General features: G+C 60.0%; 23 protein-coding genes. 9 read left to right on the top strand and 14 right to left on the bottom strand.

Annotation, left to right across the window (positions count from 1 at the left end; translation table 11 throughout):
• Positions 1 to 73 precede the first annotated feature (73 nt).
• The gene (locus A0257_14905) at positions 74 to 463 is read left to right on the top strand and encodes a hypothetical protein (protein AMR28250.1); all 390 of its coding nucleotides are present in this window, start codon (positions 74 to 76) and stop codon (positions 461 to 463) included.
• 2 nt (positions 464 to 465) lie between these two features.
• Positions 466 to 1023, top strand: a complete 558-nt coding sequence (locus A0257_14900; GenBank protein AMR28249.1) for a hypothetical protein — start codon at positions 466 to 468, stop codon at positions 1021 to 1023.
• Between the two features lie 143 nt (positions 1024 to 1166).
• On the opposite strand, the gene A0257_14895 is transcribed toward A0257_14900, so the two are convergent.
• The 5 genes from A0257_14895 to A0257_14875 all read right to left on the bottom strand — a co-directional run bounded on the left by A0257_14895 (position 1167) and on the right by A0257_14875 (position 5322).
• The gene (locus A0257_14895) at positions 1167 to 1595 is read right to left on the bottom strand and encodes a transposase (protein AMR28248.1); all 429 of its coding nucleotides are present in this window, start codon (positions 1593 to 1595) and stop codon (positions 1167 to 1169) included.
• Between the two features lie 37 nt (positions 1596 to 1632).
• A complete protein-coding gene (locus tag A0257_14890) occupies positions 1633 to 1878 on the bottom strand; it encodes a hypothetical protein (GenBank protein ID AMR28247.1) in 246 nt (81 codons plus the stop codon).
• A gap of 2 nt (positions 1879 to 1880) precedes the next feature.
• Entirely contained in the window at positions 1881 to 2855 is a 975-nt protein-coding gene (locus tag A0257_14885; protein AMR28246.1) for a hypothetical protein, read from the bottom strand.
• 2 nt (positions 2856 to 2857) lie between these two features.
• A complete protein-coding gene (locus A0257_14880) occupies positions 2858 to 3442 on the bottom strand; it encodes a hypothetical protein (GenBank protein AMR28245.1) in 585 nt (194 codons plus the stop codon).
• Between the two features lie 110 nt (positions 3443 to 3552).
• Complete coding sequence (locus tag A0257_14875; GenBank protein AMR28244.1) at positions 3553 to 5322, bottom strand: amino acid transporter; 1770 nt, start codon at positions 5320 to 5322, stop codon at positions 3553 to 3555.
• Positions 5323 to 5437: 115 nt separating this feature from the next.
• Here A0257_14875 and A0257_14870 point away from each other — a divergent pair, with 115 nt between their 5' ends.
• Together A0257_14870 and A0257_14865 are read left to right on the top strand one after the other, a co-directional pair.
• Positions 5438 to 6202, top strand: coding sequence for a hypothetical protein (locus A0257_14870; GenBank protein ID AMR28243.1), 765 nt, complete (start codon positions 5438 to 5440; stop codon positions 6200 to 6202).
• Positions 6203 to 6253: 51 nt separating this feature from the next.
• Complete coding sequence (locus A0257_14865; GenBank protein ID AMR28242.1) at positions 6254 to 7327, top strand: hypothetical protein; 1074 nt, start codon at positions 6254 to 6256, stop codon at positions 7325 to 7327.
• Between the two features lie 17 nt (positions 7328 to 7344).
• Here A0257_14865 and A0257_14860 read toward each other — a convergent pair whose 3' ends face one another.
• From A0257_14860 to A0257_14840, 5 genes are all read right to left on the bottom strand, one after another.
• Positions 7345 to 7803, bottom strand: coding sequence for a hypothetical protein (locus A0257_14860; GenBank protein ID AMR28241.1), 459 nt, complete (start codon positions 7801 to 7803; stop codon positions 7345 to 7347).
• Between the two features lie 68 nt (positions 7804 to 7871).
• Positions 7872 to 9089, bottom strand: coding sequence for a chromate transporter (locus A0257_14855; GenBank protein AMR28240.1), 1218 nt, complete (start codon positions 9087 to 9089; stop codon positions 7872 to 7874).
• A 145-nt stretch (positions 9090 to 9234) separates the two neighbouring features.
• Positions 9235 to 9972, bottom strand: coding sequence for an oxidoreductase (locus tag A0257_14850; protein AMR28239.1), 738 nt, complete (start codon positions 9970 to 9972; stop codon positions 9235 to 9237).
• Between the two features lie 63 nt (positions 9973 to 10035).
• The gene (locus A0257_14845; GenBank protein AMR28238.1) at positions 10036 to 10950 is read right to left on the bottom strand and encodes a hypothetical protein; all 915 of its coding nucleotides are present in this window, start codon (positions 10948 to 10950) and stop codon (positions 10036 to 10038) included.
• 93 nt (positions 10951 to 11043) lie between these two features.
• Positions 11044 to 12018: a flavonol synthase gene (locus A0257_14840; GenBank protein ID AMR28237.1), complete on the bottom strand. Its 975-nt coding sequence runs from the start codon at positions 12016 to 12018 to the stop codon at positions 11044 to 11046.
• A gap of 204 nt (positions 12019 to 12222) precedes the next feature.
• Between A0257_14840 and A0257_14835 the strand changes: the two genes are divergently transcribed.
• Entirely contained in the window at positions 12223 to 13086 is an 864-nt protein-coding gene (locus A0257_14835) for a hypothetical protein (GenBank protein ID AMR28236.1), read from the top strand.
• 149 nt (positions 13087 to 13235) lie between these two features.
• On the opposite strand, the gene A0257_14830 is transcribed toward A0257_14835, so the two are convergent.
• The 3 genes from A0257_14830 to A0257_14820 all read right to left on the bottom strand — a co-directional run bounded on the left by A0257_14830 (position 13236) and on the right by A0257_14820 (position 16350).
• Positions 13236 to 14630: a kynurenine 3-monooxygenase gene (locus A0257_14830; protein ID AMR28235.1), complete on the bottom strand. Its 1395-nt coding sequence runs from the start codon at positions 14628 to 14630 to the stop codon at positions 13236 to 13238.
• Between the two features lie 59 nt (positions 14631 to 14689).
• Positions 14690 to 15172, bottom strand: a complete 483-nt coding sequence (locus tag A0257_14825; GenBank protein AMR28234.1) for a GAF domain-containing protein — start codon at positions 15170 to 15172, stop codon at positions 14690 to 14692.
• 65 nt (positions 15173 to 15237) lie between these two features.
• Positions 15238 to 16350 (bottom strand): hypothetical protein, encoded by a 1113-nt coding sequence (locus A0257_14820; protein ID AMR28233.1) that lies wholly within the window; start codon positions 16348 to 16350, stop codon positions 15238 to 15240.
• 545 nt (positions 16351 to 16895) lie between these two features.
• Between A0257_14820 and A0257_14815 the strand changes: the two genes are divergently transcribed.
• Positions 16896 to 17216, top strand: a complete 321-nt coding sequence (locus tag A0257_14815; protein ID AMR28232.1) for a transcriptional regulator — start codon at positions 16896 to 16898, stop codon at positions 17214 to 17216.
• A gap of 219 nt (positions 17217 to 17435) precedes the next feature.
• On the opposite strand, the gene A0257_14810 is transcribed toward A0257_14815, so the two are convergent.
• The gene (locus A0257_14810; protein AMR28231.1) at positions 17436 to 18716 is read right to left on the bottom strand and encodes a glutamyl-tRNA reductase; all 1281 of its coding nucleotides are present in this window, start codon (positions 18714 to 18716) and stop codon (positions 17436 to 17438) included.
• A 175-nt stretch (positions 18717 to 18891) separates the two neighbouring features.
• Between A0257_14810 and A0257_14805 the strand changes: the two genes are divergently transcribed.
• From A0257_14805 to A0257_14795, 3 genes are all read left to right on the top strand, one after another.
• Positions 18892 to 20103, top strand: a complete 1212-nt coding sequence (locus A0257_14805; protein ID AMR28230.1) for a histidine kinase — start codon at positions 18892 to 18894, stop codon at positions 20101 to 20103.
• A 56-nt stretch (positions 20104 to 20159) separates the two neighbouring features.
• Complete coding sequence (locus A0257_14800; protein ID AMR28229.1) at positions 20160 to 21074, top strand: hypothetical protein; 915 nt, start codon at positions 20160 to 20162, stop codon at positions 21072 to 21074.
• An 87-nt stretch (positions 21075 to 21161) separates the two neighbouring features.
• Complete coding sequence (locus A0257_14795; protein ID AMR28228.1) at positions 21162 to 21986, top strand: short-chain dehydrogenase/reductase; 825 nt, start codon at positions 21162 to 21164, stop codon at positions 21984 to 21986.
• Positions 21987 to 22026: the final 40 nt, after the last annotated feature.

The raw sequence follows: 22026 nt of genomic DNA, 5'->3' as shown, positions 1-22026 counted from the left end.
GGGAGTAGCAACTAAAGTCTTGCCCTAGAGCGGTTTCCAAGTCAGTGTACAGAATCTCACGTACCTTTTGTGCATGAAAGCGTATTCGATTGATTTGCGAGAACGGGTAGCGGCGGCGTGTGCCGTGCCGCAGGCCCGAATTTATCAAGTGGCGGCGCAATTCAGCGTTTCCATCTCCTTCGTGGACAAGCTTTTGCGCCGCCAGCGCACGAGCGGTTCACTGGCGGCCCTGCCCGCGAGCGGCGGCGCGGCACCGCGCCTGGACCCGACGGGCCGGGACCTATTGCAGGCCTGCCTGGTGGCGCAGCCCGACGCGACACTGGCCGAACTGGGCACCGCCCTGCTCGCCGCCAACGGCCCCGTCCTGAGCCGTACGAGCACATGGCGGGCAGTGGAAAGCCTAGGCTGGGGCCGCAAAAAAAAAGCATCCACGCTGCCGAGCGCGACACCGAACGCGTCGTAGCCTTGCGTCGCTTATTTTTGGAAGATATTCAGCAAGAGGATGTTACCCGTTTCGTGTTCGTGGACGAGACGAGCACCAACCTTACTTATTGCCGCCGCTACGGCCGGGCCCCGGCCGGCCAGCGCCTGGACCAAGCTGTGCCGTTGCACAACGGCCCGAACGTGACACTCCTCGCCGCCCTGACCCCGGACGGGCTCGGGGCGTTGCTCAGCGTCAACGGGGCCGTTAACGGCGACGTGTTTGCCGCCTACCTCGACCAGGTGCTCGGCCCCAGCCTGCGGCCGGGCGACGTGGTGGTGCTCGATAATTTGTCGGTGCATAAGGTGGAAGGCTTGGATGAAATCGTGAAAAGCTACGGGGCGCGGCTACGCTACCTGCCGCCTTATTCGCCGGACTTTAACCCCATTGAACTAGCTTTTAGCAAACTCAAGACGTGGCTGCGCACCGCCCAGGCCCGCACCCGCGACCTGCTGGAGGAAGCTATCCGGGCCGCCGCCGAGTGGGTAACCGAACAGGATGCCAAAAACTGGTTTGACCATTGTGGCTATCATGTACAGTGATTTGGAAACCGCTCTAAAGGGCATAGCTTTAACTAGCGTGCTTGAAAACTAAAAGACTATGGACTGTAAGTCCATAGGTTTAAGGGCGAATGAAATTCGGCGGTTTCGGCTAAAGCCGACTGAAAGCCAGCTACTAAAGTAGGTTATTCCAGAATGAAATTCTCGTCCCCGTTGGGCTGGTCTTTGTGATGGTTTAAATACGCCTCCAAGATGTCATCCGTGATATTTCCTACGCTCCACGCTCCGTAGCCAATACCCCAAAAATGCCCGCCCCAATACCGACGCTTGAGTTCGGGAAATTCCTGCAACAGGAGCTTGGCGCTTCGTCCTTTTAGCCGGCGCATGAGGTCACTCACACTCAAGAAAGGCGGATACGACACATGTAGATGAATATGGTCTTTGCTCACCACCCCTTTGAGAATCTGCACATCCAACGTATTACAGGTTTGCCGCAACAAGTCCCGACAACGCAGTTGCACCTCCCCCACCAAGACTTTGTAGCGGTACTTCGTGCTCCAGACCAAATGCACATCTAGCTTATGAACCGAGTGACTACCTGTGCGCTGCTTCATGCCGCAAAGCTACCCAACTGCCAAAAGGGAGTAGCAACTAAAGTCTTGCCCTAAAGGGCATAGCTTTAACTAGCGTGCTTGAAAAGTAAATCGCCAGCCCAATGAGCAGCCAAATCAGGAACATCGTCCAGTTGTTAGTGCTGAGCTGCGTCATTAAGTACCTATTGGTAAGCAGGCCCAGCACCGGCAGCAGCGAGCGCTTCTTCTGGAACGTGACGACCATGATGGCCAGCGAGGCCAGGATGAACACCAGGTAGGGAATCTGGTGGCGGAAGGCATTCACAGTCAATGCCAAGCCAACGTATCAGGATTATCAGGATTATCCGCTTCTAATAGGCTAATCAAGAAGTAGGCTACGTGAGGGGCTGCCCCGCCCCTTTTAGTAGTGCGCCTAACTATGTGCGCACTATAGCGGGTACCAGCCTGAAGAAACTCACCTTTATCGACCTGATTCCGATACTCCAGACTGAAGGTAGGAGCTAGCTTGCCAGAAAAGGCAGTCTGGTTAGTTGATAAAAAGTTAAAAGTGCCATCAAGGGGGGTTAGGCCCAATAATACGCCGGTAATTCGTCGCTCGTCCTCCTCAACTTGCGTTGTCTCTGTTCTAACAAAAGCCTTTTCGAGGCTATGCGCATCAAACTTTCTGGAATCATGCCGGCCTACAATCTTCAGTTGGGCCGCCGCCTCATGCAATAATTTGAAAAACCCTTTAAAAGAAGCGAACAGCCTCTTGTCTATCTCTCGTATAAACGTATCGTATTCCTCATCGGTAGTATCGCAGAAATTGCTCATTTTGCTCGAGACGTCCGCGACAACTTCTTTTAGGGTGGAGTCAAAGAAAGTGGTTCCTTTTCCCGTGTTTTCTTCTAGTGTAAACCCGAAAGAACCTCTAGCTACCCCAGTAAGGAAAAAACGTGAGCTTTCGGTAGCCGTCCCCGCAATTACTCCCCGGCTGCCTAGCCCACCTTTTGCCACAGCGGTTGCTTTGGCAATAATGTCCTGATAGCGTTGCAACGCCTCAGCTGCGAAGGAGACATCAATAGCCCGAGAGTCCAGGACCGGAGCACCCGTGAATAGCAGCTCCACAAAAACTGCCGTTTCGGGTTGCTCAGCCAATAACGTGAGCCTGCTTTCGAGGACCTTTTTTCTATTTTGCAAGGTGCGCTTAGACGTAATAGCTCCCGGACTAAGCTCCTCCATCATCCGGTCGACTTCGGCAAGCTCGGCGGCTAAAAGCGGAAAGTTATCGCTGGTGAACATATTCAAGAAGTTTCTGAGGTGGCTGCCAGGAATAGAATAGTCCTGGCCTCTTCGTCTTGTTGCGAATCTAGCGCTACGACTACCATTCCTTTCCAAACCGACGTGACTCGCTGATGTGAGAAGAGGCCAAACCAGTAACGCGTGAGATTAACAATGTCAATTCCTGGCTCGTTCATATCAATAGCATAGGCATCGCATTGATAAGCTTTTTTCATAGCTTCCGCATCTGTGAGCAGCGTACCGTGCTCACCATCAAGAAACTCAACCCATTTTTCATCTGCTATAAAGTCTAAGGGTCGGTTTATCACTGAAACTACGTCTATATCTTTAGGAGGACGTCCCCGAATAGACTCAACATCTTCCACAAAGCTCCCGCTAAGCCATTGGAAACCTGTTAGGCCGGCTTTCAGCAACGCTGCCCGGTAGTCAAGCAGCCCCCTAATAATGGCTAGTCTTTCTGGCGAACTTCCAAATCGCTGAACAAACGACTGCATAGTCGTTCGATAAGGAGACATGTTATCAGGGAAGGTTGGGTCACCTCCTATAAAAGGCGGCAGAATTCCTTGCAGTGTTGATTGTGGTATCATGAACTATTTAGCTAGCTTCGCAAAGCAGGCTGCAATATAACAACCCTAATACTCAAGACGAACATTAGTTGCCATCTTGGCTAGCAACGAAAATTGCTTCTTCACACAATTTAGACCCCTACCCCCCGGTTCAGCCGCGAGTGCTTGTAGCCATACGTGAAGTAAATCGCCAGTCCAATCAGCAGCCAAATCAGGAACATCGTCCAGTTATTAATCCCCAGCTGCGTCATTAAATAGAGATTGGTGAGCAGGCCCAGCACCGGCAGCAGCGAGAGCTTCTTTTGGAACGTGACGACCATGATGGCCAGCGAGGCGAGGATGAACACCAGGTAGGGAATCTGGTGGCGGAAGATGCCGTAGTAGCCCGCGCCGGTGCGGCGGGCGGTGGTGCCATCCACGTCGCTGATGAGCGTGGTGATGGTGTCGTGGTCGTAGCGCCACAGCAGCCAGCCGGCCCCCAGCAGCAGCGCCGGTATCAGCCAGCGCCCGCTGATGTAGGGCACCGTGAAGCGGGCGTCGGACTTGCCGTAGGGGTCGATGATGAGGATGCCGCCGCACACCAGGGCGAAGGCGAACAGCGTGCCGATGCTGGTCAAATCGACCACCAAATCCATGTTCAGAAACAAGGCCGGCACGCCCACGAAAATCCCCGTGACGATGGTGCTGAACGAGGGCGTGTGGAACTTGGGGTGGATGCGGGCGAAGACGGGGGGTAGGAGACCGTCGCGGCTCATGGTGAGCCAGATGCGCGGCTGGCCCAACTGGAACACCAGCAGCACCGAGGCCATCGCAAAGACCGCGCTCACCGCCACCAGGCCCGAGAACCGGGGCAGGCCCACCTTGGCAAACACGAAGGAAAGCGGGTCGCCTACCCCCAGCTCTTTATAGGAGACCATGCCGGTGAGCACCAGCGTGATAATAACGTAGAGCACGGTGCAAATAATGAGCGCCCACATCATGGCCCTGGGCAGGTCGCGCTGTGGATTTTTGCACTCCTCGGCGGTGGTCGAGATGGCATCGAAGCCGATGTAGGCGAAGAAAACGGCCGACACGCCCTTGAGCACGCCGCCCATGCCGTTGGGGGCGAAGGGGTGCCAGTTTTCGGGCTTCACGTAGAACACGCCCACCGCGATAACCACCGCCACCACGGTCAGCTTCAGCAATACCAGGAAGTTAGACGCGTTTTTGCTCTCCTTGATGCCTACATAGACGAGCGCCGTGATGGCGACCGTGATGCCGAAGGCCGGCAAATCGACGGCCAGCCGCAGGCCGTCGAACAGCTCCGGGGCGTTGGTCCAGGCATAGTAGGCATCGAGCTGGGCGGGCGTGGCGGCGGCCAGCGGCTTGCCGGCTTGCATGAGGGCCAGCACGGCCTCGTAGCCGGCGTGGGCGCTTTGGGTGCCCATCGTGAGCCAGCGCGGAATGTGCAGGCCCACGCTGTCGAGCAGGCCGGTGAAGTAGTCACTCCACGAAATGGCCACCACGATGTTGCCCACCGCATATTCCATGATGAGCGCCCAGCCGATAATCCAGGCCGCCAGCTCGCCAAACGAGGTGTAGGCGTAAGTATAGGCCGAGCCGCTGACCGGAATGGTGGCCGCGAACTGCGCGTAGCACAAGGCCGAGAACGCGCAGGCAATGGCCGTGAACACGAACAGCAGCGACACGGCCGGCCCACCATTCAGACTGGCCTGGCCGATGGTGGAAAAGATGCCGGCCCCGATGATGGCCGCGATGCCGAGGCCAGTGAGGTCGCGCACGGTGAGGTGGCGGGCCAGGCCGCCGCCGGTGCCGCCGTGGCCCTCGGCATCGGCGGGTGGGTTGGCCAGGATAGACGCAATGGTTTTGCGGCGAAAGAGCGAGTTTGTGGTGGGGGGCATTCGGCCAGGGAAAGATTGGGCGCGCAAACTAGTAAACGGCCAAGATACGGCCGGGCCGTGTGCAATTGAGCGCGGTGCGGCATCGGCAGGGACAGCAGCTCTTAACTTTCGCTTTATGAATCAGCGCCCCACCGTCGTTCACCTCCCTACCCCCTGCCCGGCGAGCTGGGAAGCCATGATGCCTACCAGCGCTGGCCGCCACTGCGCCCAGTGCCAGACGGAAGTAGTGGACTTCACCCAGCAATCGCCGGCCGAAATCCTGGCCTATCTGCACCAGGCAAACGGCCGGGCCATTTGCGGCCGCTTGCGAACGGCGCAGCTCGCCCCAGCCCTACCCCCGGCCGCTGCCCGCCCCCGCTGGCGGGGCTGGCTAAGCGCCCTGCTAACGGCCAGCAGCCTAAGCGCCCTGCTGCTTCCGAAAGCGGCGGCGCGGGTGCCGGTGGCTTCGGCTACGACGCATGCTAAGCTGCCAGGTTCGTTGGATAAACTGCGCTTCCAAACGGCTGCGGGGTCAGCCGGCCCGCTGGCGAAACGCCCGGCGGCCGACTCCATTCGGATACGCGGCGTGGCAGTAGATACCGAAACTCATCAGCCAGTGCCCTATGTTATGGTGACGATAAAGGGCACGCAGCTAGGGGCCTTTTCTGATAAAGACGGGAAGTTTGAGCTAACGGTATTGCCTAACGGTCAACGCCTGGAGCTGATAGCGGTTTACGTCGGGTACGAAACCGTGATTAAGATTATTGGGGGTAAGAGGAAAAGTGAAAAGGTGAAATTCCTGCTTAGACCTAGCCACACTACGCTTGGCCGAATAATCGTCCCGGCCAAGCCCTACGGCGGCTTCTTCCCAAAACTGCGGGCTTTGCGCTGGTTTGGCTAGTAGCGGCGTTTTCACCAAACTTTTCGCGCCCCAAAACCCTTGTGCCGGGGTATGACGCGACTACCCCTGGCCCTGCTGCTGACGCTGCTCGTTTCGGCCTGCTCCACCTTCAAGCCGGTTCCGACTACCCGCTTCAACCCCACCGCCACCCGCGCCGAATTGCCCCGCGACGAGGCCGTGCACCCCAAGAACTCGCTGGAATGGTGGTACCTCACCGGCCACCTGCGCGACCAGACCACGGGCGAGGAATTCGGCATCGAGTACGTCTTTTTTCACTTCAACCTGAAGGATGGTAAGAGCGACTACCAGATGGTGAACGTGGCCATTACCGACCCCAAGGGCCAGAAATTCAACTACGACTACAAGCTCGGCAAGCTGCCGCGCCTGCTCACCGACTCGCTGCCCGTGCGCCTGCGCGAGCGCAAAGATGGGCAGGTCTGGAAGTTTGGCGGGCAGGAGGGCACCTACCAGCTGCAAGCCGCTTTCACCGGCAAAAAGAACGCCGGCTACGCCCTCAACCTGCGCACCACGCCCACCAAGCCGGTGCTGCTGCACGGCGGCACGGGCTACGAAAACTACGGCCAGGGCATCTCGGCGGGCTATTATTCCTACCCCCGCCTGGCCACCACGGGCACCCTCATGGTGGCCGGCCAGACCCACCAGGTAACGGGCGAGCTGTGGTATGACCGCCAGTGGAACTGCACCAGCATCGTGAGCAAGGGCGTGGGCTGGGACTGGCTCAGCATCCAGCTCAACGAGCCGCGCGCCGAGCTGATGCTCAACACGCTGCGCAATTCCGAAACCGACCAGCGGCTCAACAACGGTTCCTACTTCTCGGCCGATAATCAGAACACCCACCTCAGCGGCAACGACTTCACGCTGACGCCCCTCACGTACTGGACCAGCCCGAAATCCAGGAAGAAATACCCCGCCAAGTGGCGCGTGCAGGTGCCCGCCCAGGGCTACGACCTCGTGGTAGAGCCCCTGGTACCGCAGCAAGAATTGGCCCTGCGCTTCTTCCACGCCTTTACTATGTACTATTGGGAAGGCATGTGCAAGGTGACCGGCACGCACAATGGCCAGCCCGTGACGGGCAATGCGTATGTGGAGATTACGAATCGGTGAGTAATGGTTAGGAGTTTCTAATCAACCATCTTGACAAACTCGTGGGTTTTATCGAAGCGCAGCTTTTTCAAGCAATTCGCTTTGGTTATCAGGCTAACGCCTGAATCCTTTTCATTAGGCAGGTCTGCCAAGTCAACGATGGCTCTCGGGACTACGCTGTAGCCCACGCAGGTCTGGTTTTTCAGGAAGAGGAGCGTGCAGTTAGCATCATCAACACCTTGGTTGCTGACGAAATCTTTGGTATTCGCGTAGTTTTTCACGCCAAATTTCTTTATCTCTCCGGCCGGGCAGTAGGGTTTTACAACCAGAATACTATCCCAAACCAGCGGTACGTCATTGCAAAAGCTAAAGCTGGCCAATTGCTTATTAGCGCTTAATTTATGAGCCAAGACAGTTGCCATGTCTACCTTATCTGGCCGCTTTCCGCAGGCACCAACTCCTACTGCCAGGAGAATAAGGCTGATTGACTTAAACATAAGTTGAACAGCAGGAAAGGTTAAATCGTGGCGGGGCTCCTTTTCATCAACTCGTTCCGTTCCCGCGCCTACCGCACCAATGCCCCCGCCAGCAGCGCCGCCCCCACTATCGCCACGCCCGGCACCCTCTCCCAGAGCAGCAGCAGAAACGTGGCACCCACCAGTAGCGGATTCAGCGGCAGATGCCAGGCGGCCAGTGCGCCGGGCAGGGGTAGGAGACGGTCGGGCAGCGGGTGGTAGAGCAGCAGTGCGGCGGCGCAAACCAGGCCGGCGCTCACGGCATTCACGCCTTCCAGGGAGGCTTTCACCACGCGGTATTGCCGCAGGCCGTCCCAGAAGCGGATGACGAAAAATATCAGCAGCACGCCCGGCAGGAAGATGCCCACCGCGCCCACCAGCGCGCCCAGCAGCTGCGGCCCTACCCCCCCCGCCGGCCGCATGGCCAGCGCGCCGATGTAGGAAGCGAACGAAAAATTAGGCCCCGGCAACGCCTGCACCAAGCCCAGGCCAGAGAGGAATTCGGGACCCGTGAGGTAGTGCTTGTACTCCACGAACTCGGCGAAAAGCAGCGGAGCCAGCACCTGCCCGCCGCCGAAAACCAGCGAGCCGTTGCGGTAAAAATTCTCGAACAACCGCACCGGCAGCAGGTGCGTGTAGTGCCCCAGCAGCGCCGCCAGCAGGAAAATACCCAGCCACAGCGCGCCGTTGGCCCACTCCACCCGGATGGGCTTTTTGTTTTGCACCACGGCGTGCTTGCGGTAGCGCAGCGTGGTGACGGCCCCGCCGGCCAGCAGCAGCAGCGGCAGCACGCCCGGCAATTGGAAGAAATAGGCCACCATCGCGGCGGCCACCAGCAGGGCCACCGCCGTTTTGGTATGGATGACTTTCTCCGCGATGCGATAAGCCGAAAACGCCACGAAGCCCACTGCCACCGGCTGCACGAACTGCACCAGCCGCCCCGTAAAAGCCGTGTCGAAGTGCGTGAGCAGCAGCCCCGCTAAAGTCATGAGCGCGACCGACGGGAAGCACCAGACCAGCAGCGTGAGGTAGGCCAGATTAGGCCCGCCCAGCCGAAAGCCGATGGCCGTCATGGTTTGGGTCGAAGTGGGGCCGGGCAGCAACGCGCAGAGGGCCTGCAATTCCAGCAATTCCTCGGCCGTGAGGTATTGGCGCTTGCGCACCAGCAGCCGCAGCATCATGGCCAGGTGCGCCTGCGGCCCGCCGAAAGCCGTGCATGCTAGCCCCGCCACGTCTTTGAGAAACACGAAGTTGCGCGTCCGGCGCATCCGCCTACCCGCCCGCCGCAACGGGGCCAGCAGGGCTGGGAAGTCGGGGTAGGACGAGGACTGGTCAGGCACGGCGCGGGGGGTAGGCGCACCGAAGATAAAGCGAGGAGTACTACTACGAGTTGCTTTTAACAGCTCGCTCCGCTCAATCCTGCGCCGTGGGCCGCACCACGATATCGCCCACCTCCACGTCGGCGGGCTGCTCGATGGCGAAGGCAATGGCGCGGGCAATGGCCTCGGGGCCGATGGCCAGCTGGTCGCGCTTAGCCAGGATGGCGGCTCGCTGCTCGGGATTGGGGGTAGCTTCGGCAAAGTCGGTGCGCACGAAACCCGGTGACACGTTGGTGACGCGCAACGTAGGGCCGGCCTCCTGGCGCAGCGCCTCGGCAATGGTGCGCACGGCATTCTTGGTGCCGGCATACACGCCTTGCTGCGGCACAATGCGCAGCCCGGCCGTAGATATTACGTTGACGAAGTGACCCGTGCCCTGCTGCCGAAATACCGGCAGCGCGGCCGCGATACCATAGAGCATCCCTTTCAGGTTCACGTCAATCATCTGCTCCCAATCTGCCACCCGCAGCTCGTCAAACCGCGAAATCAGGCCCACCCCGGCGTTGCTAACCAACACGTCGAGCCGGCCAAACCGCTCGCGGGCCAGGGCTACCAGCTTTTCCAGGTCGGCGCGCTGGCGCACGTCGGTGGGCAGGCAGGCCGCTTCGCCGCCCGCCGCCGCGATGCGCGCCACTAAGGCTTCGAGCCGCTCCTGGCGGCGGGCTCCCAGGATTACCTTGGCCCCGCGCCCGGCCAGCAGCAGGGCCGTGGCCTCGCCAATGCCGCTGCTGGCCCCCGTAATGACAATTACTTTTCCCGTGATAGCATCCATGTTTTTAAGGGTTATTGAACGGCGCAAAGGTCCGCTACCCCCGCCCCGCGCGCCGAATGCCAATCAAGCAATTGCTGCTGCCAATACGCGCCCCTGCCGCCGGTACGCCAGCGGGGGCTGGCCGGTCTGCTTTTTGAAAAAAGCGGCAAAATTGGTCGGGTGCTCGAAGCCCAGGCAATAGCCGATTTCGGCCAGCGTCCAGTCGCTGTGGTGCAGCAGCGCCCGCGCCTCATCGGCCAGCCGGGCGGCCAGGTAGTCAGTAGTAATTTGGCCGGTTGTCTGCTTCAGGGCTTTATTCAGGTGGTTGGCGTGTACCCCGAGCTGCCGGGCGTACTCCCCGGCCTGGCGCAGCGCCAGCGTCTGGTGGGGCGAGGCCAGCGGAAACTGCCGCTCCAGCAGCTCCGCGAAGCGGGCACTGAGGCGGGCGGCGGCCGTGCCAGGCGGCGGCGCGGGGGTAGGCAGCCGCTTCAGCGGCTCGTGCAAAATTACGTGCAGGTAGCTGCTAGCCAGCTCGTAGCGGCCCACGTACTCCGAATCTAGCTCGGCCAGCAATTGCTCAAACAGCCGGCCGAGGCGGTCGGCTTCTTCCGGTAGCAGCGGCAGCACCGGCACCGCGCCGGCCCGGAACAGCGGCGCGTGCGCCACGCCGGCCGTTTTGAGGTGCGGCGTAATAAACTGCTCGGTAAACAAACAAACGTAGCCCACGTAGGGCGGGCCGACCGGCTCCCAGGAATACGGTAGCCGCGGGTTCACCAGCAGCAGCGCGTCGCCTCGCACCGCCACCTGCTGGTCGCCGTAGCGCAGCACACCACTCGCCCCGCGCACCAGTTTCACTTTATAGAAATCGCGCCGGATGTGCGGAAACGCCGCCGCCCGGCTGGTGCCCGGCTCCAGGCGGTAGGCGGCTATCGGGCTGGCGGCGGGCCAGGGGCGGCCAGCCAATCGGCAATAGTCGGCGAGGCTTTCCTTGGTATTCATGGCTCGCAAGTTATGCCATTCAAGCCAGCCAGGACAAAAAAACACCCGGCCGCACGGGGCAGCCGGGTAGTCCTTACTCAGGAAAGCAGCAAGCTACTTCTTCAGCCCCAGCTCAATCAGCCGCTCGTTCAAAAACTCGCCGGCCGTGATGTCGGCTTCCTTCTTGGGGTTGTCGGCCGTCACGAGGTGGGGTAGGGCGGCCAGGCTCATCTCAGAGCGCGGGTGCATGAAGAACGGAATGCTGTAGCGCGAGGTGTTCATCTTTTCGCGGGCGGGGTTCACCACGCGGTGAATGGTGCTGCGGAGCACGCCGTTGGTGAGGCGCTGGAGCATGTCGCCCACGTTCACCACAATCTGGTCGGGGAGGGCCGTGATGGCAATCCACTCGCCGTCGCGGCGCTTCACTTGCAGGCCGTCGGCGCTGGCCCCCATCAGCAGGGTAATGAGGTTGATATCGCCGTGCTCGGCGGCGCGCACGGCATCGGCGGGCACCGCGTCGGGGTCTTCGATGGGAAAATAATGGATAGGTCGCAGGATGGAGTTGCCATTCTTCACCTTGTCATCGAAATAATTTTCGGGCAATTTCAAATACAGCGCGATGGCGCGCAGCACGTCCTGGCCGGCGGCCTCCAGGGTGCGGTAGGCGCGCATGGTGCTGGCCTCGAAGCGGGGCACTTCGGCGGGCCAGATGTTGGCGGGGTAGTCGTGGCGCACGGGGTCAGTTTCATCCCGCACTTCCTGGCCCACGTGGTAAAATTCCTTCAGGTCGCCGGTGTTGCGGCCCTTGGCGTGCTCCTTACCCTTGCTGATGTAGCCGCGCTGACCGGCCAGGGCGGGGTTCTCGTAGGTTTGCTTGGCCGCGTCGGGCAGCTGGAAAAACTGCTGCACGTCGGCATACAGTTCCTTGGTTTGCACCTCGTTCAGGCCGTGGTTTTTGAGGGCGATGAAGCCAATGCTCTGGTAGGCTTCGCCCAGTTCCTGCACAAACTTGGCTTTGCGAGCGGGGTCGCCCGAGCGGAAGTCGGCCAGGTCGAGCGAGGGAATGTGGTCAGGCAGGTTATCAGCCATACGAAGTAGGGGTTGGTTACTTGCTGATTATGGAGGGTTAACCACTGGTAGCGGGTCGGGCCGGCGGCTGGTGGCGCAAGGCCCCAGCGCCGGCCTGGCCAGCCAGCAGCAACCAGTAGTTACCTACCGCGAAGTTAGTACAAAACCCAAAAGCCGCCTACATTCGTACTCAGCACTTACCCTTGCCCTTTCATTCTCTTTCACATGAAGCTCCCTATTGTTTCGCTTACTGGCCCGCTGGCATTCAGCGCCCTGGCTCTGCTGGCCAGCTGCAGCACCTCGCAGCCAGCCGAAAGCACCAAGGCCCCGGCCAACCGCACCTCCTCGCTAGGGGCTCAAACCAACTCGACTACCCCCGCCGGCCAAGTGCAGTCGAAGGGCGGCATCACGCTCACGCCCTTCGATGACTCGCCCAAGTTTCCGACGGCTCAATTGCAGCTCAACAGCCCCGTGGCTGGCTCCACGGTGCCCAGCCCGGTCGCGTTTTCCTATAGCCTCACCAACTTCCAGCTGACCAACATGACGGCCAGCGACCACGCCATGCAAATGGCTAACTCGATGAAGGGCCAGCACATTCACCTCATCGTGGACGACCAGCCCTACACGGCGCACTACGACACCAAGTTTACCGAGCCCATTGCCGATGGCCAGCACGTTATCCTGTCGTTCCTGTCGCGCTCGTATCACGAGAGCCTGAAACACAAAGGGGCGTATGACCTGCGCACCATCACGGTGGGCACGCCCGCCGCCGGCACCGCCCCGATGGCTTTTGATACCAAAGCCCCGGCTCTCTTCTACAGCCGCCCCAAGGACACGTATTCTGGGAAGGACGCGCAGAAGATTATGCTCGATTTTTACCTCGTAAACACCACGCTGGCCCCCGATGGCAACAAGGTGCGCGCCACTATCAACGGCACCGAGTTCATGCTCGATCAGTGGCTGCCCTACATGATGGAAGGCCTCCCCGCCGGCCAGGCCACCATCAAGCTGGAACTGGTTGACAGCAGCGGCACCATGATTCCGGGGCCGTACAACTCGGTGACGCGCACGATTACGGTTGCGCCGTAAGCAGGGGGTAGGCGCAGGCGCAGTTTGTCATTGCGAGCGTAACGAAGTGAAGCGCGGCAATCTTTCCTTGGCGTTAGGGCTACTACCCCGACGATTAGGAAAGATTGCCGCGCTTCACTTCGTTACGCTCGCAATGACAGGCATTTTATTTACGCCGTCATGGCCTGCCGCACCAGTTCCTGCGTCTCCGGCTTGTCGTAGTCAGCCTCCGTCTCAATAAGCGGCATGAGGCGCGCCATGATGGCTTCCTGGCGCTGGCCGGCGGCCCAGGCGTCGGCATACGAGGTGTCGGGTGAGAACGTGACGCGCGAGTACAGCGGCACCCACTGGCCGGGATATTGGGCGGCAATTTTGCTTTCGAGGCGCTTTTGCAACAAAAAGCGCGGGTCGGCCACGCGGTCGCGCATCTCCACGAAGTTGTAGAGGGCCAGGTCGGCCATCGCGTCGGTGTTGGGTTTGCGCTGGTGCTCAAACTCATCCATCACTTTATCCCAGTTAGCCTCGCCGTGCTGCTCCAGGAGCTGGTTGAGCACGGTGCAGTCCTCAAAGCCCGCGTTCATGCCCTGGCCATAGAAGGGCAGAATGGCGTGCGCCGCGTCGCCGAGCAGCAGCACCGTATCGTGATAGGCCCACGGAAAGCAGCGAATAGTAACGAGCGAGCCCGTGGGGTGGTCAAAAAACTCGTCCGTGAGCTGCGGCATCAGCGGCATCGCATCGGGAAAGGTAACCTGAAAGAAATCAGCCACTTCGGCCGGCGTTTGCAGCGCTGCGAAGGACTTATCGCCCTCATAAGGAAAGAACAGCGTGGCGTTGAATGAGCCGTCGAGGTTGGGCAGGGCAATCATCAGAAAATTACCGCGCGGCCAGATGTGCAGCGCGTTTTTCTCCAGCTTCCAGCTACCCCCCTCGCCCGCCGCGATGGTCAATTCCTTGTAGCCGTATTCTAAGTACTGCTGCGAATAGTCGGTGCGGTCGGTGCGCTGCAAGGCCCCGCGCACTGCCGAGAAAGCTCCATCGGCCCCAAACAGGCGCTCGTAGGCTACCTCGTACTCGCGGTGGTTGGCTACATCCTGCAGGTGCAGGCGGCGGCCGGGCAGGTCAAGCTGCGTCAGCTTCTGGCCAAAGGTGACCTGCACGCGCGGCTCCTGCTCCACCAGGTCGAGCAGGGTGCAGTTGAGGCTGCCGCGGTTGATGGAGTAAATGGCCTGGTTTTCCTGGCCGTAGGGCTGAAAAGTGAGCGCGCCCGCCCCGTCGTGCATCACGCGCCGGTACATCGGAATCCCCACCTGCCGGATGTCCTCCACCACCCCTACCCCCGCCAGGCCGCGCCACCCGCGGTCCGACAGCGCCAGGTTGATGGAGCGCCCGCCCGCCAGGCCTTGCCGGCGCGGGTCGGGCAGGCGCTCGAACACCTGCACCGGGTGCCCGCGCCGCGCCAGGTACAGTGTAAGCAGCGAGCCCACCAGGCCGCCACCCATCACTACCAGCGGCTCGGCTTGGGACTCCTGAGGGGGGGTAGGGATTACTAAATCAGTGCTTTCCATTATCTTTTGGTTATGCTTAGTTTACTACTTCCCTACCCCCCTCCTACCGCGGCAAGGCGTTAAAACCACGCGGCGGCCAGCTGCATCAGGCGCTCCAAGCCAGCCTGGTCGGCGGCGTCGAAGTCGTCCAGCTGGTCGCTATCCACGTCCAGCACGGCCACTACCGCGCCATTTTTGAGCACCGGCACGACTAGTTCCGATTTTGAGTCGGAGCTGCAGGCAATGTGGCCCGGAAAGGCCTCCACGTCGGGCACCAGCACCGTGCGGGCCTCGGCCCAGCTGGTGCCGCACACCCCGCGCCCCCGCCGGATGCGGGTGCAGGCAATCGGCCCCTGAAACGGCCCGAGCACTAGCTCATCGCCTTTCACCACATAAAAGCCGACCCAAAAAAAACCGAACGCCTGCCGTAGCGCGGCGGCGGTGTTGGCCAGGTTGGCCGTTTGGTCGGGCTCAGCGTTCGTCAGGGCTGCGAGCTGGGGGTAGAGCTCGGCGTAGTGGGCGGCCCGGTTCAGGCCGGGCGTCAGGAAAAGCGTTTCAGACATTGGTAGGTAACAGCTAAGGGCGGCAAAAGTACCCGCCGGCCGCCGTCTGGGCTTGCGGGTCCAGGCTACGCCGCGGGCACCGCCGGCGAAATATTGGCGGTGGCAAAAAGGCCGCCCTGGTGCTCGGTGGCCTGCACCAGGCAATAATTAAGCTCCTCCTTGGTGTCGAGGTATTCGTCATAGCTCGTGGTTTCTACGAAGTACTGCACCGTCACTTCCTTGCCATTGGGCGTGATGCTGCTAAACTTCATCTGCACGTCTTTGGTCACCAGCGGGTGCGCCGCTATCGCCGCCACCGACTCCTGAATAATGGCCTGGAGCTGGTCACTGGTCGTCTTGTGGTCAAAGAGCAGCGTGAAGCCGACGCGCCGGGCCGTGCGCAGGCTCAGGTTATCCAACGGCTTGTCAATCATGCTTTTATTAGGCACCGTGAGGTAGCTTTTCTCGGCCGTGCGCAGGCGCGTGCTGCGAAAGCCAATTTTTTCCACCGTGCCGCTCACGCTGCCCGCCGTCACGAGGTCGCCCACTCCAAAGGGCTGGTCGAGGAAGATGGTGAACGAAGCCAGCAGGTTTTCCAGGCTTTCCTTAGCCGCGAACGCCACCGCCAGGCCGCCAATGCCCAGGCCGCCAATCAGGGCCGTCACATTTACCCCAAATACCTGCCCCAGCGCTATCAGCAGCCCGATAACAACGATAAATACTTTCAGCAAGTCTTTGGCGAAGGGCAGAAACTGGCTGTCGAGCCGGCGCACGCCGCTGGCGGCCATCAGCTCGGCCCGACGCTGCACCACCAGCAGCGCAAAATCGACGAGCCGCAAAATCACCCACACGATGGTACCAATGACGCCCAGGTGAAACAGGCCCAGCAGCAGCACCTTGGGCCAGGGTTCTACCCCCACTACCGCCAGCGGCGGCAGCGGATAGCGCAACACGCTAAAAGCCAGGTAAAAAGAAGCCATAGCAAGGAGTGCGCCCAGCGGCTGAATCAGCAGGTCGTGCAGCTCGTCTTCGGTTACGCCGGCCGTGTAGCGCTTGGTCAGCCGGAATATTCCTTTACTCAGCAACCGCGACAGCACCCGGTTCAAAAAGGCACCCAGCAGCAGAATAATGGCGGCAATAACGTACTCATACAGCTCATTGCCAAGCACCTGACGATGCAGAAAAGGGGGGAATTCCATTCGCTAAGGAGCCAGTAGTAGGGCAGGTTTCAAATCAGCAGGGGGGGGTAGGGAACCCAGCTTGCTCAAGGCTTGCGCCAGGGCCAGGGTTTGTGGGCCGGCTTCTCCACCAGCTTCAAAAAAGGACAACAATACCCAGTTTGCCTACACTTACGAAAAGCGCTTCCCCCTGTTGGTGGTGCTACAGGTCATGAATTCTACCGTTCAGCCTAATCTGAAGTGAATTCGGAGTGAATTAGAAGCTCTTCAATAGGAGATTTGCTTTCACTATTCATTCATAAGCAGTTACCGTGGAATATTTTTCAAAAAATTTTTCGCCTCAAAAGGGTTCTGAAAAAAATGAAAAAAGTGCCAAACAGCGCTGTAGCGCAATAAATTGCACTTCCACAAGGGTTTTAACGATTTTACGGTGCCGTTATTTTATGTCCCTCAAATAGTGTACAATGGTATTCTATAGTTTACTTTGCGACACCAATTCTCTAGGAATAGAGAGGCGGCTTCACTCTTCTATCTCTTCTTCTACCATTTCTCAACTAAGAGTTATCATGAAACCATTGCATTCCCGCGTTGACGCGGACCAGTTGGAACGTGCCGCCGCCATGCTTAAGGTGCTTTCGCATCCCAAGCGCCTCGCCATTGTTGACTTGCTCGGCAAGACCAAAGGCAAAGAGCACCAGATGTCGGTGACTGAAATCTACCAGGCCCTTGATATTCCTCAGGCCATTGCCTCCCAGCACCTCATCACACTGAAGGACCGTGGCGTGCTGAAATCGAGCAAAGTAGGTACCAAGATTTATTACGCGCTCGCGGTTCCGCAGCTCATGAAAATCATTGATACCCTGGAGGATTACTCCACCCACATCTAAAACCAACCGGGACAGCCCCTGGCCGCTTTAGTGGCCGAGGGCTGTTGCCTTCATGAAAATTGCTTGGCTTGCCATATAATCTTTTTTCCTTACTTACACTACCCCGGCTTTAGCCTGGGAGGTGGGGGTAGGGAATAGAAAACGCTGCCCCATTAAAAAATGCCCCCCTAGTGCCTTCGGGCTGTAGAGGGGCATTTTTAATGGGGGTAGGCCGCGGTGCTAAGCCGTTACGGACTGGTGCTCCAGGTCAAAAATATCGGTCAGCAGCGGCAGTAGCTGCTCGGCCTCGTCGCGGCGGCAAGCGGCTTTCAGACTCAGCACGTGCTGCTTCAGCACTTTCTGCATAAAGGCGCGGGTGGCATCATCCAGCAGCTTCACTTCGGAGGGGGTAGCCTTTTTCTGGAAGCGCTCCAGCTCTTGCTGGCGCAGCTGCTCCAGGCCCGCCTTCATGCGCTGAATGAGCGGCGACACCAGCATCTCGCGGCTCCAGTCGCTGAAGTCGTGCAGGCTCTCGACGATGATGGCCTGCACCAGAGGCACGGCCGCCAAGCGCTGCTCCAGCGCGGCCGAGGCCTTGCTCTGGATAGCATCGACATTATAGACCAGCACGCCGGGCACCTGCTCCACATCGGCGGCCACGGAGCGCGGCACAGCCAGGTCGATGAAGAACTTGTAGCTCAGCACGTCCAGGTTGGCCACCAGGTCGCGGGTGAAGAAGGGTATTTCGAGGTTGATGGATGAGATAACCACGTCAGCGTCGCGCAAGGCCAAGCGCAGCTGCTCGAAGTCGGCGATGCGCAGGCAGCCGGGGGCAAACTCGGCGGCCAGCTCTTCGGCGCGGGCGCGGGTGCGGTTGCAGAGCGTGACGCTGGCAAACGACTTGCTATCGGCCAAATGGCGGCACACGTCGCTCCCGATTTCGCCCAGGCCCACTACCAGCACGCGCGGGCTGGCCACGTCGGCCGTGAGCTCCTCTACCAGCTCCAGGGCCGCGTAGCTCATCGACGCCGCCCCATCGCGGAAGCTGGTTTCCTGCTGCACGCGCTTATTGGCGAAGAAGATAGTGTGCAGCAAACGGTGCAGGAACGGGCCAGCCGCGTCGGCATCGGCCGTCCACTGGTAGGCGTGCTTTACCTGGTTGATAATCTGCCTGTCGCCCACTACCTGCGCATCGAGGCCCAGCGCTACTTCAAACAGATGGCGCATGGCAGCCTCCGCTTCGGCAAACAGGTCGAAATAAGGCGCGAAGTTCAGCGCATCGGCCCGGCCCTTGAGCTCGCCCAACGCCCGAATAATGGCGGCCGAATAGTCGTCGTCGTGCGCGTAGTAAATTTCGGTTCGGTTGCAGGTGCTCAGCACCAGCACATCGCTCAGGTGCAGCTCGGTGCGCAGCTGCTGCAAAAAACGGCGGCAGGCGGTTTCATCCAGGGCCAACAGCTCGCGAATGGCAAGCGGGGCATTACGATAGGATAAACTAACTGCCTTAAAAGGATGGGACATAACACGGGCCGGCTCAGGGTCGGCCAGTAAAATTACTTCACAAATAATGGTCCTTAAAAAACAGGCGAAGCCTCAATTGGGTTCGGCCGGCCCGGCTAGTATATGAAGTGTCTCTTTTACTCGTTAAAGATGGGTGATTACTCTCCGGGCGCCGGGGCCGACCTTTGTGTTCTCTATGCTTCCTCCCCTCTACGACCAAAAATCCCGTATCAAGCTGCTGGTGCTGCTGTTTGCGCTGCTTATTGCCGGGGCTACCGTCGTGTACACCAACATCCTCGTGCAGCGCCTCTCCGAGCGCGAGCAGCACCAGATTGATTTGTACGCCAAAACGCTGCGCTATCTTATCAATACGGAGGACACAAAAAATCTGCAATTTTTGCAGGAGCAGATTATTGAGGCCAACACTACCATTCCGGTTATTCTGACGGATGGCGAAAAAAATATTATTGACGCCCGTAACCTGGGGCTGGGCACAAACCTCCCGGAGGCCGACTCGGTTCGCAAGATGAACGCCGTGCTGCTGGAGATGCAGCGGCGCCACCCGCCCATCGTGATTGAGCTGGCCGGGGGCAGTCGCAACTACGTTTTTTACCAGGATTCGCTGCTGCTGCGGCAGCTGCGCACCTACCCCTTGGTGCAGCTTGGGGTTATCGCCTCGCTGGCCGTGATGGCTTATATCTCGTTCAGCTACTCGCGGCGGGCTGAGCAAAACCGCGTGTGGGTGGGCTTGGCCAAGGAAACCGCGCACCAGCTGGGCACGCCCCTCAGCTCACTGGTGGGCTGGCAGAGCTACCTGCGCGAGAGTGAGCGCTTTCACGACGAGCCCATCGTGGAGGAGTTGGGCAAGGATATCAAGCGCCTGGAAATTATCACGGAGCGCTTCAGCAACATTGGCTCGGTGCCGGTGCTCAAGGCCGAGAACTTCTACCTCACCACCCGCAACGCCATCGCCTACCTCGAAGCCCGCGTGTCGCGCAAGGTCAAGTTCAGCATCGAAACCGAGCTGCCGCTCGACACGCCGGCCTGCATCAACGTGCCGCTGTTTGACTGGGTAGTGGAAAATATCTGTAAAAACGCCGTGGACGCGATGGACGGGCGCGGGTCCATCACGCTGCGGCTGCGCCGCGTGAAGCCGCGCCGCCGCTGGTGGACGCGCCGCGTATCGCCCCCGCAAGTAGCCATCGACATCACCGACACGGGCAAGGGCATTCCCAAAAACAAGCTCGAAAGCGTGTTCCTACCCGGCTACACCACCAAGAAGCGTGGCTGGGGGCTGGGTCTGGCGCTGGCCCGCCGCATCATCGAAAACTACCACCAGGGTCGCCTCTACGTGAAGAGTAGCGAGGTGGGTAAGGGCACGACGTTTCGGCTAATCCTGAACCAATAGGGACACTGATTGGCGCGGATTTTACGGATTTTGTGGACGAAGATTGTTTGACTGGTATGATTCACGCACAGACCCTGGCAGATTTTTATACGCCGACTAAAGTAGGGCTGCGGCCACCGGGCAGCCTGCATAGTGGCGGGCACTTCACGGTGTACCGGCTGGAGGACTTCTGCGCTGATGCGGTGCCGTCGGCGGTTTTCAGCCGCAAGGATTTTTACAAAATAACTTTGGCCGCAGCCACCGGGCCGGCTACTTATCACTACGCTGACCAGCAGCGGCACCTGGCGGCCGGGCAGTTTGCCCTGGTTTTTACCGACACGCACCAGCCCTACAGCTGGGAGCTGAATGGCGCCACGACCTACGGTTACTGCTGCCTCTTTACCGCCGATTTTCTGCCTACGCACACCCGCCTGCACCCCGGCGACCTGCCGGTTTTTGCTCCGCACGAGCCCGCGTTCTTTTATCTGACCGCAGCGCAAAAGGTTGATTTTGAGCCTTTCTTCACCAAAATGCTGGCCGAACAGGATTCGCCCTACCCCCACAAATACGAGCTGCTCTTTCACTACCTGATGACCTGCGTGTATGAAGCGCAGAAGCTGATGCCCGCCGCCGCGGTACGCGGCACTACGGCCAGCGCCCGGCTGGCTACCGCCTTTCAGGACTTACTGTCCCGGCAGTTTCCCATTTTTACATCGGCTCAGCGGGTGGAGCTGCGCACGGCCCAGGCGTTTGCCGACCGGCTGGCGGTGCACGTCAACTACCTGAGCCGCGCGCTGAAAGCGGAAACCGGCAGTTCGACCACCCAGCTGCTGGCCGAGCGCCTGGTGCAGGAAGCGCGCGCCCTGCTGCTGCACACTGACTGGCCCATCGCCGACATCAGCTACTGCCTAGGCTTCGAGGAGCCGACGCACTTCACGCAGTTTTTTCGCCGCCACACCCAGCACACGCCCTCGCAGCTGCGCCAGGTTTGATTCGGGTCAGTATTGGTTGGAAAATCGTCAGTGAGCCCGCTGCGTGGGCTCGGACCTTTGCGGAGTACTTTTTTAAAGCAACTCCGCATGAAAACGTGGTTTATTACCGGCACCTCAGCGGGCCTCGGCCGGGGGCTGACAGAACAACTTTTGCGGCGCGGCGACCGCGTGGCGGCCACCCTGCGCCAGCCCGAAGCACTCGCTGAATTACAGGCGCAGTACGGCGAGCGACTCTGGGTAGCCCGGCTCAACGTGACCGATGCGGCGGCCGTGCAACGGGTAGTGGACAGCGCCTTCGCTGAGTTGGGCCGCGTGGATGTTATCGTCAACAACGCGGGGTACGCGCTGTACTGCGCGAGCGAAGAAGCCAGCGACGAGCAGATTCGCCAGCAGCTGGATACCAACCTGCTGGGTTCCATCCGGGTTATTCGGGCGGCGCTACCCCACCTGCGGGCGCAGGGCGGCGGCCGGATTTTGCAGCTTTCCTCGGCCGGCGGCCAGACGACCTACCCCAACTTCAGCTACTACCACGCCACCAAGTGGGGCATCGAAGGCTTCGCCGATACGCTCGCTCAGGAAGTTGCGCCGTTCCACATCGGCGTGACTATCGTGGAACCGGGAGCCACCAAAACCAGCTTCGCCAGCGGCATGGTCAGCGCGCCCGTGATGGACGAGTACGAGCCCACGCCCGCCGGCGACGTGCGCCGGGCCATAGCCTCCGGGGCGTTTCCCATCAAGGGCGATGCCGCTAAAGTGGTGCAGGCCATGATAGCCTCAGTGGACCAGAACCCCGCCCCGCGCCGGCTGGCCCTGGGCCGCGATGCCTACACCGATATGCGCGCGGCGCTAACTGCCCGCCTGGCCGAGCTGGACGCCCAAAAAGACCTGGCGCTCTCCACCGAAGGGGAATAGGCAGGAGGCAGAAATCAACGCCATGAGGCCCAACAGTCCG

It is taken from the genome of Hymenobacter psoromatis (assembly GCA_001596155.1).
Classification (GTDB): Bacteria; Bacteroidota; Bacteroidia; order Cytophagales; family Hymenobacteraceae; genus Hymenobacter.
This window is presented reverse-complemented; position numbering and strand designations above follow the sequence as displayed.